The sequence below is a fragment of the Streptomyces sp. RKAG290 genome (genome assembly GCF_023701695.1).
In the GTDB taxonomy this organism is placed as follows: Bacteria; Actinomycetota; Actinomycetes; order Streptomycetales; family Streptomycetaceae; genus Streptomyces.
In genome coordinates this window covers 7,721,479-7,735,573 of sequence record NZ_JAJOZC010000001.1, presented here as the reverse complement: position 1 = coordinate 7,735,573, position 14,095 = coordinate 7,721,479, and the positions used below count along the sequence as shown (strand labels likewise).

Here is a 14,095-nt window from a genome sequence, read left to right as displayed (position 1 = left end):
GTGGGACGGACAGCGCCTGGAGCGCGTCATGATCCGGGCCGTGTCCTCGAAGTCCGCACCGTGGGAGCGAAGTTCGCGCCGCGGGGGCGGGGCAGGGTCCTTCGGCTGGAGCAGGCCGGGTCAGGGAGCGGGGTCCGGTGCTGTGATTCGCACGGCGGAGGAAGGAGCCCGCCCGGAGCGTCGGCGACCGACAACAACGCCGCGATGGTGCGGCGCCAGACCCGCCGAGCCCGCATGGTCCGGACGGGAGGCCCTAGTTCCCGCCCGCGTCCGGGCGGCGGAAGTCGACAATGGTCTTGAGGTCGGTGGTGAACCGGTAGTTCTCGAAGATGTCCACCAGACCGTCGTAGTCGTCGAACTTGTGGACGGTCGAGAGCAGTGCCTTGCCGTCGACGATTCCCGTGAGCAGCATCTGCATCGCGGAGGCGATGACGTTGGCGCTCTTGTGCATCGGGAAGTGATTCACGTCGAAGGGTGCAGAGATGATGTTGATGCCCTTGGCGAGCATCAGCCAGGTGTCGAACTTCTGCATCTCCTGCGAGGCGCCGTACAGGACGTAGCGGCCGCCGGCCTTCAGCTTGCGCATGGCCACCCGGCGCGGGTCCTTGCTCTCGTCGGCGACCTTCACCGTCGGCAGGGCGTCGAAGACGTAGTCGAAGGTGCTCTCGTCGACGCTCTCGATCAGCTCGTCGGGCAGGTAGGCCTTGTTGGAGAACTGCTGCTCGGCGAACTCGTTGCGCGCCGGGTTGGTGTCGACGGACACCACCATGTTCGGGGCGAGCAGGCGCTTGATGACGCTGCCGGCGATGACGCCGATGGGGCCGGTCCCCAGGATCAGCACCTTGTCGCCGACCTTCGGCGGGTTGGAGAGTACCGAGCGCAGGGCGCCGGTGACCGGTTCGATGAAGGACGCCTCCAGGTCGCTGAGTTCGTCGGGTATCTTCACCGCGGCCGCGCGCTTGTCGTCGTAGAAGTTGCGGTCCGCCTCGAAGATGTCCTCCTTGACCTGGCCGGAGAAGATCGGACGGACGGTGCGGTACTCGGCGAAGCCGCCGAAGTCGGTCTGGCCCCAGTAGACGACGCGGTCACCGATCTTCAGGTCGACGCCCGAGGTGTCGAACTCGCGGCCGATGTCGACAACCTCCCCCAGGTACTCGTGGCCCAGGACGACCGGGTACTCGGAGGGGAAGAGGTGTCCTTCGTAGAAGGAGATGTCGGTGGAGCAGATCGACACGCAACGGGTCTTCATGAGCAGGCCGTCGGCGGGTGTCTCGGGAACGGGAAGGTCCGACAGGACCGTCTTGCGCGGGGCCAGGAGCTGTACGGCCTTCATCGTTTCCATTGCTGCCTCGTCTCTGTGTTCTGCGAAGTGGGTGGCTGTGCGTTCTTCGTGCTCCGGGGCGCGGAGTCGATACCGATACGGCGTGGTATTTGTCACCGCCGCATCTGGAGCCCTCCGCCGAGCAGGTACTGGCCGACCATTTCGAAGTGGGTCGGTGACAGCGTGATGTGTTTGACCGCCGAGTGAACATCACGGAAACACCGCTCGAGCCGGCTTGTCGCGTAGACAGAACTGGCGCCGGCGAGGCTGTACATGGAATCGACCGTGGCCGCGGCCTTTTCCGCGACCGTGGCGGCGGTGACACGAACGAGGGAAGTCAGTGAATCGCCGCCCGTCTCGCCGAGTGCCGTCACCTGGCGGGCGGTGTCCTTGAGGAGCAGACGTGCGGTGTAGAGCTCGATTTCCGCGCGGGCCAGCTTCTCCTGGACGACATGACTCTTGGCGAGCGTGCCGGTCGCACCGGTCGGTGTCTTCTTCGCGGCGAGATCCTTGAAGGAATCGATCGCGTCCTGCGCGATTCCGAGAGCCGTCGACGCGGAGGTGAAGGGACCGAAGTCGTAGTAGCCGATGGGGTAGGCGCGCGAGCTCCGTGCGGCCGGCGGACGCAGCATGTCCGCCCCGTTGACCGTGAATTCCTCCGGGACGTGCACGTCGTTCACCGTGAAGTGGTTGCTGCCTGTTCCGCGCAGTCCGACGGTGTACCAGGTGTCGCGGATTTCGGCATCCGCCCGCGGCACGAAGAGCATGCGCGTTTCCGGGCCCCGGGGCGTCCGCCGGACTTCGCCGTTCTCGGTGACGAAGGCGGCGCAGACCAGCCAGTCCGCGTGGGCGGATCCGCTGGCGAACGCCCATTCGCCGTTGAGCCGGTAGCCGCCCGGTACTTCCTCGGCGTGGCCGGCGGGATTGACCCCGCCCACCACCAGCCCGTCGTGGTCCCGGAACAGCTGCGCGGATGTGGCCTCAGGGAGATAGTCCGAGAGGCGGCCGATGGCACCCTGCACCCCCATCTGCCAGGCCACCGAGGCATCGAGGCAGGCCAGGGCCTGGATGACGGCGGATCCCGTCTCGATACTGGCCCGCTCTCCCCCGAACTCCTCGGCGACCCACATCCGGGGGATACCCGCGTCGCGCAGTGCCTCGAAGACCGCACGGGAGGTCACTCGGTCGTGATCGGCCTGTTCCCGGGCCTCCTCGATGACCGGCGCGATCTTCTCGACCCTGGCCAGCCAGTCCTCGGTCCCGGGCGTCGGCGAATGGGTGGGGAACCCGCCCTCGGCGCTGATTGCATTCACGTCACTCACTCCACATTCACACAGATCGAACCAATGACTGGACAATTCGTGCGCACGGAAACAGATGCACCGTCAGGCATGGCGGCGCGTGGGGCTGTCAGAGCGTGGGAGCGCGTCGACATTGACGCGCGGAAGTGGGCGATTTCCTGGGCGCAACGATGCGCCTCTCGGATTCGCCTCCGGGACAGAAGGACTCCGTGCGGGCCCCGAAGTTGTCCCGGGTCGGGCGAAGGGTTCTCGCCCGCCGGGGCGGAGGCGCCCTTTCCGGCTGCCGTCCGCTTGATATCCATCCTGACGGAGGCGGCGAATCCCTGCAAGCACAACATGGCCAGGTAGGAAGGGAATTGCACGGTCCGCATCGGGGTGGAGACAGCGAAAGAGCCTGGGGACCCGAAGGTCCCCAGGCTCTTCCCTCGGCCCGGCGGGCGGGCCGGGCAGTTGTCAGTGGTTGCCGGTAAGGCTGAATGTCGGGGTGATCGAGAAGCCCGGGCTCTTCGCGACCGAGGATGCCTCCATGGCCGCCGCGAGCTCGTCCACGTCGGTGTAGGCGTCGAAACCGGAAGCCAGCTCGCTGAGGTCCTTATCCATGGAAAAGCCTTTCTCTGAACGACAATTGGGAGTGGTGCGGTCCCTGCTGGAACCTGGAACTTTTATAACAAGGACCGGGCCGGCGGGCCAGCTCCCGAGTTCGGACTTGCACACCTTTGATCTTGAGATTCCGTGACCGGCGGCACGCAAAAGGCATGCCCCGCCGGAAAGGTGTAAGGGCCGTGGATCAGGCGAGGTTGTCGGCCGGCGACCGGGGATCGATGCGCGCCTCGGTGTACCTCTGGGCGACCCATGCGTGCCGATCCGGGACCTCGTGGGGCGCCAAGGCGTGTTCGACGAGCGCGCCGGCGAGAACGTTGGCCCGGTGTTCGCCGAAACTCATCCCGCGCATGCCCGGCCGAGGGTCGACGGGCTCGGAAGCGGTGGCGAGGCCCGGGGCCAGCCGCCTGGCGAAGGCCGACGTGCCCGGAAGGAGGGCGGGGTGACCCCGCAGGGCCGTGGCGATCTCGTCGACGGCCGTGCCGGCGCCGTGACCGAGATAGACCACCATGGCGTCCTGCCGGGGGTAGTGGCGGGGCACGGAGCCCGCTTTGGCCCGGTAGGGGATGCCCGTCGACTCCAGGCGGTCCAGCATGTCGGCGAGGAGGCCCGGCGCCTGTGAGGGAGCCCCTACGTGGAGATAGAGACGTACAAGTGGCCCTGCCTGCGGGGCGCCCCGGGAGCCGGTGACGAAGAAGTAGCCGGGCGACACAGCAGGATTGACGGCCGGCCAGGTCAGCGAGACGGACTGTCCCGCACATACCGGGCCGGCGGCGGAACCTGCCAGCGATCTGGGGATCCGCACACGTACGCCGCTGATCTCCACCACGATCTCCGGCGAGTCCCCGGCGCGGACCACCGGGACGGTCAGCGGGGTGTGCCGGTGGGGAACGGCCGCGGTGAACGCGGACTCGAGAGCGGCGTCCCGCAGGGTGAGGGCCGGTTTCGGCGGGGCGGGAAACCCCGCGTGGAAGCACTCGTAGATCGCCGATGCGAGCTGGGCGTGCATGTCGCGCGGTGATCCGGCGGTGAGTTCCCGGCCGGGCAGACGTGCGCGGGTCGCATCGCCGGCGAGCTCGATGCCTTCGATGATGTCCCCGACCCTCGGGGCGAGGCCCGCGGATGCCTCGTCGGTGGTGTTCACCGGGCCTCACCCAGCCCGACAGCTGCGGTGAAACGTTCGGCGGAGAGCACGATACGGCGGCCGATCCCCGCTGCCGCACGGCTCATGGCTCCAAGTCGTGGGCTGTGCGAGGCACCGGCCAGGAGCCGGTCGTACAGATGCCAGCCCGCGAAGGCGGTCGCCCGGATTTCGAGGCCGTCCCCGTGGGGCGGTGGCCCGGTGTCATCGCGACCGGCCCGGTCCGCGTTCGCCCGGCGGCCGTGAGCTTCGAGGTAGCCGTTCCAGAAGGCGCTGATCCGCGGGCGGATCCGCTGGATCTCAGCCGTTATCCGGGCCACGGCCTGGGGGTGGGTCAGTCCGGTGCCGGCGTCGTCCGGCGCCGCGGCAAGAACGGCGCGGTGGAGCCACTCGCCGGTGAAGCTGCCGATGTCCCTGGCCGGGTCGGCCAGGCGGAACTCCTCCCAGTCCGACAGGTACAGCTCTCCGCGGGAGACGAGGAACTGGTCGAGGCGCAGATCCGCATGCACCGGCCGCCGGTCGGCACGGAGGGAGGAGGCGTTCAGCCGCTCCAGGGCCTCGATGACTTCGTCGTCGCGTTGGAGGAGTGCCCAGGCCTCGAGTTCGGCCCGGCTGGCATTGGCGAAGGTGTCGAGCGGGAGGGCCTGTACATGGTCGAGGGGCATAAAGGCTGCCGCCGACTCCGCACGTGCGCAAGCCGGTGGCGGGAGCTGGTGGGTGGCGGCGATGAGCTGTCCGGCCCGTCGGCACCAGTCGGGACCGAAGCCGTCGGGGCGGCCCGCACGGTCACTGCCGGACTCCGCCTCAGTGAGGAGTTCGAAGACCATGAGGCGAGCGGACTCGTCCCAGCCGAGGCAGGGCGGGCTCAGCACCCGCATCCCGTCGTGCGCCGCCTGTGTGCGCTCGTACCGCACGGCCCGCTCCAGCCGTGCGGGTCCTTCGCTGCCTTCCAGTTGCTTGACGAAGACCCTCCGGTCGCGGCTGGTGGTCCCGGCCCAGTTCTTGTTGCGGCCCGGGAAGGAGACAAGGTCCAGGGGGTCGAGATGTCCCAGACCGAGGGCGGACAGCAGGGCGTTCACCTGTGGCGTCTGCGACAGGTCTGCCGGGAGGAGCTCCTGGCGTGCAGCGGGGCCCAGGATGTTCGCGGTGTTCATGAGGCGGTACGTCCTTCACTTCCGGCGGTCGAGTCGGTTGCTGAACTCCGCCCAGAGCCGGGCACACTCACGGGCTGCGGCGGCGACGTTGCCGAGGCTGTGCGGCGGGAGACCTTCGATGAGTTCGTCTCCGTGCGCCTCGGACAGCAGCCGGTTGTCGAGCAGACGCAGGAGCAGCCGTCCGGTCTCGCTGTGCCGGAGTGACGGGTCTCGCCGCAGTGCGGACAGCGGGGTGGCGGCCTGGACCTGGGTGCGGGGAGTTGTTCGGGCGTCGGGCTGTTCCTCGGCGCGGGGCGGCTCGGCAGGGGCGCCGGCAGTGGCCGGCGCAGAGGCTGCCGGACTGCTGGGTGCGGGGGCTGCCGGGCCGGTGGGCGCGGGTGCCGCCGGGCTGGTGGGTGCGGTTTTCGGGGCGGCAGCCCTGGCGGTGATGGCTCGGCGTTGCGCGGGAGGCACCGGGTCCTCGTTGCACTGGAGGCGTCTTCGGACGTCCCGGACCGTGCCCGGTGACAGTCCGGATGCCGCGGCGACCTCTCTCAGGGAAGCCTGAGGATGCGTGGTGAGGTATTCGGCGGCAAGCAGTCTGTTTTCGGCGCTGTTGAGAGGCCGCAGCCGGCCGTCGAGGCCGACGCGGTCGTGCAACTGCTCGCCCTGGACGGTTGCACGCCTGCGGATCCGGCCGATCGTGTGGGCGGAGAGCCCCGTCACGGAGGCGACGGCCCGGTCGGACCAGTGCGGGTGGGAGGCGAATACGCGCGCGGCGGCGTCCGTACGCTCCTTGCGCGTGAGAGGCAGGCCGTGCTGGACGTTGGCCGCGACGGCGAGGGCGAAGGCGTCGCGCTCGGAGCCGTCGAAGAACCGGGCGGCGACCTCGCTCTCGCCCCGGATCAGGGCGGCTCTCACCCGGTGCGCGCCGTCGATGAGACGCATGGTCGATGCGTGGACGATGACTGGCGGCAGTTCGGTCCCCGACTCCGCCAGGACCCGTGCGTGTTCGATGCTCTCGCTCTCGCTGCGCGGCGAGTCGGCGGTCACCAGGTCGGAGATGCTCACCATGCGGACGGCGGCATCCGGTGCGCGTAAGTGCGTCGGTTCCTGGCCGCCCTGCACCGCACTCGCGAAACCACCGCGCTCAGGGCGGTCCGCCACGTCCTGTCCCCTCTCGTCCTTGGCTTCCCTCTCCGCGGGTTCTGTCCTGACGGGCCATCGGATCAGGAGATGAGCCTCATGGGCGGGGATCCTTCGTGCGGCGGAGGGCAACGGTCCCGGTCTCGCCGTGCCCGCTGCGGGTACAGGCGGCTGAACGCGTAGGCGGCGGAGGCCATGGTCATGTGATGGTGCCAGCCAGGGAAGGAGCGTCCCTCGAAATCAAGGATGCCGAAATCGGACTCCAGTTCGGCAACGGTTGCCTCGATGGTTCGCATGCTCCGGCCGAGGGCCATGACCTCCTCGACACGGCGGTCGGCCATGTTGGTGATCCAGTACCTCGCCGCCTTGTTCGTCCCGGAGCCGGGGCGAACGAACAGCCGGTGGCGGGGAAATCCGTCAGCATCATCGGGGCCGCCCGTGCCCGGAAGCCGCACCAGGCCCGAGTGCAGCAGGAGGGGCGCCATGGAGCCGGTGGAATCCGGCGCGGCCAGCAAATGCGCCTGCCGCGCCTGTCTGCGTGCCACGAAGTCGGCCGCGGTGATCATGCGCAGTCCGGTATGAGCCGCCATGACGGGCTGGTTCGAATTCACTTCACAGACGAAGTCCTGGTGGCGGCGGGTCAGGTCGGCGGTGACGAGGGCCGCATCCGCCGCCTGGCGCAGATCGATCACCCAGGGAATCCCCCGCAGCCGCGGATGGGCCGAGACACCGGCGGCGAAGCGCAGCAGGTGGGTCCGTGCGGGTGCGGCGGTGGCGGAGTCGGGGATGCGGACGCGACGCCGGCGGTCCACGTCACCGCGCCATGTCCCGTCGAGCAGGATGTGCCAGTCCACCGGAGTGGTGCAGAGGTCGGTGACCATGAACAACCCCATCGCCTGCTGGCAGTTGATGATCCGGCCGGCATCCCGGTCGAACCGTCTGTGGACTCCCACCGAATGCTCGCCCCGCTTGGGGATGGTCACCTCCGCCACGCTCCAGGCGCGCGGCCGGGCGTGCGCCGCCACCGTGTTCACCAGGGCCTGCCGGACGGCCGACCAGTCCCACGGACTCGAGTTGATGAACTGCTGCAGACCGTGCGCGGAGGCCGCGCTGTGCGCTCCGGCCCTGGCGAGGCTCTGCAGGGTCTTCCTGCCCGGCACGTTCAGCAGCCCGTTGAGATAGGCCTGCGCCCAACGGCGTTGGTCCACGCGCTGCAACGAGGCGAAGACGTCGTCCACGAACGCCGGCATGGCGTCCGGACTCCGCGTCGGCGTCCGTTGCGTGTGGTCTGTCAGCATCTGGGTCACTCCCCCTTGTGCCGCTCACACCCACTGGTGCGATCTCCGATCAACCCGTCGATAAAATACCTTCTCAAAGGTCAGTTTTCTGCAGACCGCGAGCTACTTGTCCAATTCCCTTTCTGGCCAGGGGGTTTCACCCCCTGGCGCGAAGGTTGCACGGAGGAGCGAATCTGCGCGCCGCCTCCTGGCGCAGGCGTGGGGCGGCGGAGCGGGCGGGGCACTCAGGACGCCTGCAGGCGGTGTTCAGCAAGCGCCTCCGTATGCGCCGATGATGGCGTCCAGATCGCTCAGCGCGGCCCGTGCTCCCTCGGCCAGCAGCACGCCTGACACGTTGACGATCACCTCGTCGACGCCGTGCTCGCGGTACTGCCGCAGCCCGTCGGCGATTTCGCCGGGCGTGCCCGTGACGAAGACGCCGCTGTCCACGAGTGCCGCCGCTCCCCTGCGCGGATCCGCCGGGTCGACGACGACGCCGGCCTGCCGCAGCATGTCGCAGTAGTGAGGGGAGCGCAGGTGCGGGCCCACTGCGGCGTACGCAGCCTCGTCCGTTCGCCGTCCGGGCCTGCTCACAGCCGCGTGTACGACGCTCGCGATCCTCGGGGTCGGCCTGCCCCGGTCGGATGCGCCGCGTTCCATCGCGGGCACCAGGGCCTTGGCTATGTACCAGTACGGTGCGAGCCAGGTGATCGCGACATCAGCCACCTGGCCGGCTGTCCGGGCCATGCCGGGACGCAGCACGCCCAGGCTCACTTCCACCGCGCCGGCGCCTGGCATCGGCGGAAGCGCGTAGCGAGTGGTGTGGTACTCCCCCTGGTGGTCGACGGCTTCGCCGTCGAGGAGACGCCGCATCACGGAGACGTACTCCCCATGGCGCGCAGCGGCCGTTCGTAGGGTGCCACCAGCAGCCTCTGCTGGAGATCCAGCGCGCCGGGCCCGTAGCCCGCCACGTACGACCCGCCGGAGAGGACGCCGAGACTGCGCGCCTCGACCGCCGCCTGGTAGGGGTGGCGCAGTGGTGCGAGGGCTACGGCGGTGCCCAGCGCAAGCCCGGGTAGCCGGGCGGCGAGGCCCGCCAGGGCGAGCTGCGACTCGATGTGCAGGGACTGTCCGATCCACAGCCGTCGCACGCCCCGCCGGCGGGCGAACGTGCCGAAGGCGGTCATCGCGTCGAGTGCGTGCGGTGGAGCGGGGTGGAAGACCGAGAGCGCTTGCTGCCGTTCAGGCATCGAAGACCCCTCCTCGGGTCGTGGGTGCACTTGGCGCGGGAGCTGATGCAGTGGCGTGGACGCCGCCACGGGGCACCAGCGGGGCCGGCGGGTCCTTCCGGCGCCGGGTGCGCGGGGTCCGGTCGTCGGGGCGCGTGCGGGCTCAGCGTGGGCGGGCTCAGCCTGGGGCGTGGGCGGGCGTGATGGGTGCGGGCGGCCGGGCGGGCGGCACGGGCGCGGGAGGTGACGACTCCGGTGGGCCCGAGGCGCGCGGCGCTGTGGTGAGCCCAGCCGGATGGGCATGCGGCGGCGGCAGCTGGGCCATGGCTGGCGTTCCTCTCGTGCGGCTCGGCGCGCCCCCGGGGCAGCGCCGGGGTCCCGTGGCCACGCCCGTGGCGGGTGCGGGGCCGGCTCGGTACGTGTGTGGGCACGAGCGAGTGCTGCCCGGCCCGAGTGAGTGATCTCCGGCCCGGCAGCATGAACCTGCGGCTCGTACCCAGGGCGCGTGGCGTGCCCTCGTCGTCGGTGGACGGTAGCGCGGGTGGGGGACGGCCATGAGTTTCCCCGTACGACTTTGAGACGTCGGCCCCCGGTTTCCGGCAGGAGGACTGGCCGTAACAACGGTGGTGTTAAACAGGCCAACTGTCCTCCCGCTCGCTTGTGACCGGGCGGGCCACGGGAAAAGATTCCCCAACGACGGTTTAGATCGGCAGAGACCTCGAAGGGACGTCGTGGTCAAGCAAGACAGAGCACGCCGAACGCACACGTTGTTGCTGGACGCAGCAGCAAAGGAGTTCGTGCGTCACGGGTACACTGGCGCCAACCTCCAGCGGGTCGCCACGCAGGCCAGCATGACCAAGGGGGCTCTCTACGCTCACTTCCCGTCCAAGGAGGCGCTGGCAACCGCCCTGACGGCGCCCTTCGAGCAGACCTGGCGTGAGCTGCTCCACGGGGCGGAGACGGCCGGTCCGGCAGCGGAAGGGGTCCTGTCCGACCTCGTCGTCGCCCTCGTGACCCGGCTGCGGACAGACCTCCGTTTCAGGGCCGGCTTCCACCTGACGGCGGAGAACGCGCGCGCTGAGCAGCGGCTCCCCCCGGTGGTCGAGGAGCTGACCCGGGCGCTCCCCGGTCTGGTCCGCCAGGCGCAGGAGCGTGGCGAGGTGTGTCCCACCCGGACCCCGGAAGCGCTGAGCAGCCTCTTGCTCACCCTGATCTGCGGCGTCTACTACACGACCGCGCAATGCGAACCCGATACGTGCCCCGCCGAGATGTCGGCCATCTGGCACCTGGTGCCGGGGTCCGCGCCCCCGGACCCCGGCGGAGAGGACTTCGGCGCCACGCCCGCTCAGGGACCTGCGCGAACCGGATGCGAAGGGCCGCCGGTCACCGCACGTGAATGATGCGCGCCCCGGGCAGGGCTGCGAGGAGCCGCGCATCTCCTCCGACAACCGTGGCGTGCCCCACTTCCGTCAGCATCGGCAGGTCGGAGATGTGATCGCCGTACCCGTGGCAGTCGGCCGGGTCGATGTGCGGATGGCGTCTCAACAGGCCTCGCACGGCCACCCGTTTACCTTCGGCGATCACAGGGCTTCCGATGATCCGCCCGCTGAGGATGCCCGCACGCACCTCGGGGCGGGTGCACAGCAGGTGCTTCGCGCCGATGTCTGCGGCAATCGGGTCCAGTACTGCGGGAAACGATCCCGACACCAGTGCGAGTACGGCACCGTCGGCGCGGTGCCGCATGAGCTCGGCCCGGATACGTTCGATGTAGAAGCCCTTCTCATGCCGCCTGTCCCCCAGCCAGCGAGTTCCCCACTGCGCCACTTCCGCGGCCCGCTCGCCCTTCCACGCCTGGTAATAGGTGCGGTTGCGCTCCGCCCTCGGGGCGCCGGACGACAGCATTGCGGCCAGGTGCTGGCGCGTGCGTGCGGCGTGCAGGCTGCCCGTGGTCCCGTGCCGCCGGATGAAGTAGAAGTCCAGAAAGTCCATCATGCTCTTGCCCGTGATCAGCGTTTCGTCGACGTCGCTGAACACCAGCCTGTTCGGCGCGGCCCTCACCGGGCGGTCCTTTCGCGCTCCGCCCCGGCCTCCGGATCCGCCGCGTCCTGCGGGGTGAGGGCCAGCGCGTACGCCGTGGCGGCCGGCCCCAGGCGCAGGGCCCCGTGCGAAGCGATCGTCAGAACGTCGCGTCGGCGCTGTTGCAGGGCGCCGTCCACGTCGCCCGATCGCGCTGCGCCCGGCTGGAGGAGGGAGTCGACCGCGCCGGCCAGCCGAGCGGCACCAACGGCGGCATCACGCCGGTTGAGGGCCACGAGGGCGCTGTCGACGTCCGCGGTGTCGGCACGTTCTGCCGCCTGGTTGAAGAGCAGTTCGACGGCGTCGATGTCCGCGGACGCCTGGGCGAGAAGCTCCGGGATACCCAGGCTGTTCAACGGCCTCGCCCCGCCCTCGCCGTCCTGGACGGCCCACGCCGTCCAGTCCTTCAGCGCGGCGCGGGCCGCTCCCAGTGCCGGGGCGGCGAACATGAGCCCGCCTGCCAGGTGGGCCGGTGCGGTACGGCACCGGGCGCCGCCGGCCGGCCCCTCTCCCGCCAGCACGCGGTGCAGGTCCACGACGCGGTGCTCGGGTACGAACGTGTCGCGGACCACCACGGTGTGGCTGCCCGTACCGCGCATGCCCGCGCTGTTCCAGGTGTCCCGGACTTCCACGACCCCGCGGGGAACCGCGAACATGCCGGTCCGTGAGGCGGCGAGGGCTTCGTCCATCCGCGCGGCCAGCAGCACCCAGTCGGCGTGATTCACACCGCTGACCGGCGACCACTCCCCCTCAAGCACCCATCCGTCGCCGGCTGCCCGCGCACTGCCCGTCGGCGCGAGGGCAGCGGCTATGCGCGCATCGGGCGATGTGCCCCAGATCTCCGTCTGCGCCGCATGAGGCAGGAACGAGGCGAACCTTCCGTGCGCCGCCCACAGGACCGCGCACCACGCCGCCGACGTGCAGCCCTGCGCAACGGTGGCTGCCGCGGTGAAGACATCGCTGAACGAGCCTTCCCGGCCGCCCCATCGATGGGGGACGAAATGGCGTGCGAAGCCGGCCTCGTCCAGCGCGGCCACGGCCGTGGCGGACAGCCGGCGTTCCCTGTGGGCCCGGCCCGCGGCGCGGCCTGCGACGGCGGCCGCGTGAAGCAGCACTTCCTGCCGGAAGCCGGATGACGGTGGGGCCGGTGGTGTGGGTGGTGCCGGTGTGCGCGCATCAAGGAAGCCGGCTGAGACGGCAGGCGTTGCCATGCGGTCACTCCTTCGGTGGGTGGCGGGTGCGCCGGGGCAGCAAAAGGGGGCGGGGCGCTGGTCGTTGCGGGTGGGTGGGCTCGCTGGTCCGGGCCGGTGGGCCGGTTCGGTGCTCCTGGCAGTGGCACGGGTATCCGCCCGGGCAGGCCTCGGCCGTGGAGGAGCCGCGCCGCCGGTGGCGGGGCCGCCGCGGCCGTCCTCGGCCGCTCAACGGCCGGGGACGGAGTGCTGGAGGTGCGGGCGGTCAACAGCACGTACGAGAACGTTGCTTAAATACCTTCTCCCAGGTATGTATATGGCTCATACCGTCACTCCTTCAACGACATCTGTGGACGAGGAAGGCCCTTGTACTGCGATACCGGCACTTCCCGCCCGAGCGGCAGCGCTGCGGTTCATCAACCGTGGTCGGCCAACGCCTCGTCCTGCCCTGCTGGTTCAAGATCGCGCGCGATCCAGCCACTGTCCGTGACAGCGACCGGCCTGCCGCCCTGGACGGCTTCGATGCGCAGGCGGCGACTGTCCGGGCCCTCCGGCAGGGACCGGCACGTCCGTCGAGACTGCGCAGGCACTCGCGGGGCGTTCGCCGTCTCCGTCGTGCGCCCTTCATTGTGGACGACCAGATGAATGGGCTCGTCAAGTTCGGCGAACGCTTGGCAGTCGGTGGCTACGGACGTCAGGACCGGCAGAACCCGCAACCCGCCGGACTCACCCCTGTGTCCGCTGACCAGCAGATGGCCGAGCTGACGGATCCCTTCGAGTATCACCATCAACGGCACGTGGTCCGTCGGGTGGTCGAACAGGATCGCGTGATCGGGATCCACTCTCAGCTGCCACTGCCCGGGCGACGCACCAGGGACGATGAAACTGTCCTTACTGCGCAACCGACCCACCAGGGAAGGGTCCAGACTGCCGCGCATCTGCCTGGCCACCTCTCCGGCGGAGGCCGGGGTACCAGCCGCGGGGGAACCGCCCGCGCGGCGGCGCAGCAACTCGTACCTGCGGTCGTCGACGGCGATCACCTGCAGGCTGCCCCGGCCGCACTCCCTGCCTCCGACGCTCAGCCCGACTTCCAGCCGCATCCCGTATCGCTGCGGCGGCCTGTTGTCCACCCAGACCCAACGCGCGTCCAGAACCACCGGGAGTGGCTGCGGGCCGATGCGCAGGGCATCGATGTCCGTGACCTCGAAGTCGATGTCGCGGCCGACGAAGTGATGGGTCAGCGGCACCCTGTAGTACCAGTGCGCAAGGTACACAAGGGCCTGACGGATCGTCTCGGCCACCAGCAGCGGATCGCTGCGCCCCTCCGCGTCCGGGTGGTACAGCGCGTGGTCGCGGGGCCACTGCGCTCCTACCAGGAAGCGGTCTTCGCCCAGCGACACCGCGTCGGTCACGAAGACCTCCGCCACCGCCGCACGGTGCACCATGTGCCGCGGAATGGTTCGCTGAAACGTCAAGCCGTGCTCCTGCCGAGCCGCGGCATCGCGCCCCGCCGCTCCGGCGCTCCCCCGGAAGTTCTGCATGTCACCATCTCCCCCCGTCAAGCATCTGGGACAACCTCGTACGGGCCGCCCCTTGTGCATGAATCTACCTTCGCGAAGGTTTATTTCATGGACAACTCCTTTGTGTGCGGCGAAAATCACGACTGAGTCTGGAGACCATC

The 14,095-nt window shown here is 69.7% G+C and carries 11 protein-coding genes and 1 pseudogene; 1 reads left to right on the top strand and 11 read right to left on the bottom strand.

Annotated features, from left to right (window positions below; translation table 11 throughout):
- Window positions 1-253: 253 nt before the first annotated feature.
- From LNW71_RS34225 to LNW71_RS34190, 8 genes and pseudogenes are all read right to left on the bottom strand, one after another.
- Window positions 254-1,342, bottom strand: coding sequence for an alcohol dehydrogenase catalytic domain-containing protein (locus LNW71_RS34225; protein WP_250971731.1), 1,089 nt, complete (start codon window positions 1,340-1,342; stop codon window positions 254-256).
- Window positions 1,343-1,434: 92 nt separating this feature from the next.
- Complete coding sequence (locus LNW71_RS36635; protein ID WP_250971730.1) at window positions 1,435-2,634, bottom strand: acyl-CoA dehydrogenase family protein; 1,200 nt, start codon at window positions 2,632-2,634, stop codon at window positions 1,435-1,437.
- A gap of 441 nt (window positions 2,635-3,075) precedes the next feature.
- Window positions 3,076-3,222 carry a hypothetical protein gene (locus LNW71_RS34215; RefSeq protein ID WP_250971729.1) on the bottom strand — a complete coding sequence of 49 codons (147 nt, stop codon included), beginning with the start codon at window positions 3,220-3,222 and terminating at the stop codon, window positions 3,076-3,078.
- Window positions 3,223-3,409: 187 nt separating this feature from the next.
- The gene (locus tag LNW71_RS34210) at window positions 3,410-4,366 is read right to left on the bottom strand and encodes a T3SS effector HopA1 family protein (protein ID WP_250971728.1); all 957 of its coding nucleotides are present in this window, start codon (window positions 4,364-4,366) and stop codon (window positions 3,410-3,412) included.
- The gene (gene lxmK / locus LNW71_RS34205; protein WP_250971727.1) at window positions 4,363-5,517 is read right to left on the bottom strand and encodes a class V lanthionine synthetase subunit LxmK; all 1,155 of its coding nucleotides are present in this window, start codon (window positions 5,515-5,517) and stop codon (window positions 4,363-4,365) included. Before lxmK ends, LNW71_RS34210 begins: the two co-directional genes overlap by 4 nt.
- A gap of 15 nt (window positions 5,518-5,532) precedes the next feature.
- A complete protein-coding gene (locus LNW71_RS34200) occupies window positions 5,533-6,663 on the bottom strand; it encodes a ParB/RepB/Spo0J family partition protein (RefSeq protein WP_250971726.1) in 1,131 nt (376 codons plus the stop codon).
- Between the two features lie 62 nt (window positions 6,664-6,725).
- On the bottom strand, window positions 6,726-7,892 hold the full coding sequence (locus tag LNW71_RS34195; protein ID WP_250971725.1) for a transposase: 1,167 nt from the start codon (window positions 7,890-7,892) through the stop codon (window positions 6,726-6,728).
- Between the two features lie 294 nt (window positions 7,893-8,186).
- A pseudogene (locus LNW71_RS34190) lies at window positions 8,187-9,106 on the bottom strand (LLM class flavin-dependent oxidoreductase).
- 773 nt (window positions 9,107-9,879) lie between these two features.
- Between LNW71_RS34190 and LNW71_RS34185 the strand changes: the two are divergent.
- Entirely contained in the window at window positions 9,880-10,548 is a 669-nt protein-coding gene (locus tag LNW71_RS34185) for a TetR family transcriptional regulator (protein WP_374119492.1), read from the top strand.
- Here the strand turns inward: LNW71_RS34185 and LNW71_RS34180 are convergent.
- The 3 genes from LNW71_RS34180 to LNW71_RS34170 all read right to left on the bottom strand — a co-directional run bounded on the left by LNW71_RS34180 (window position 10,532) and on the right by LNW71_RS34170 (window position 13,955).
- On the bottom strand, window positions 10,532-11,206 hold the full coding sequence (locus LNW71_RS34180; RefSeq protein ID WP_250971723.1) for an HAD-IB family hydrolase: 675 nt from the start codon (window positions 11,204-11,206) through the stop codon (window positions 10,532-10,534). The genes LNW71_RS34185 and LNW71_RS34180 overlap by 17 nt on opposite strands.
- Window positions 11,203-12,339 carry an acyl-CoA dehydrogenase family protein gene (locus LNW71_RS34175; RefSeq protein WP_250971722.1) on the bottom strand — a complete coding sequence of 379 codons (1,137 nt, stop codon included), beginning with the start codon at window positions 12,337-12,339 and terminating at the stop codon, window positions 11,203-11,205. The genes LNW71_RS34180 and LNW71_RS34175 overlap by 4 nt, the downstream gene beginning before the upstream one ends.
- 491 nt (window positions 12,340-12,830) lie before the next feature.
- On the bottom strand, window positions 12,831-13,955 hold the full coding sequence (locus LNW71_RS34170) for a ScbA/BarX family gamma-butyrolactone biosynthesis protein (protein ID WP_250971721.1): 1,125 nt from the start codon (window positions 13,953-13,955) through the stop codon (window positions 12,831-12,833).
- Between the last annotated feature and the right edge of the window lie 140 nt (window positions 13,956-14,095).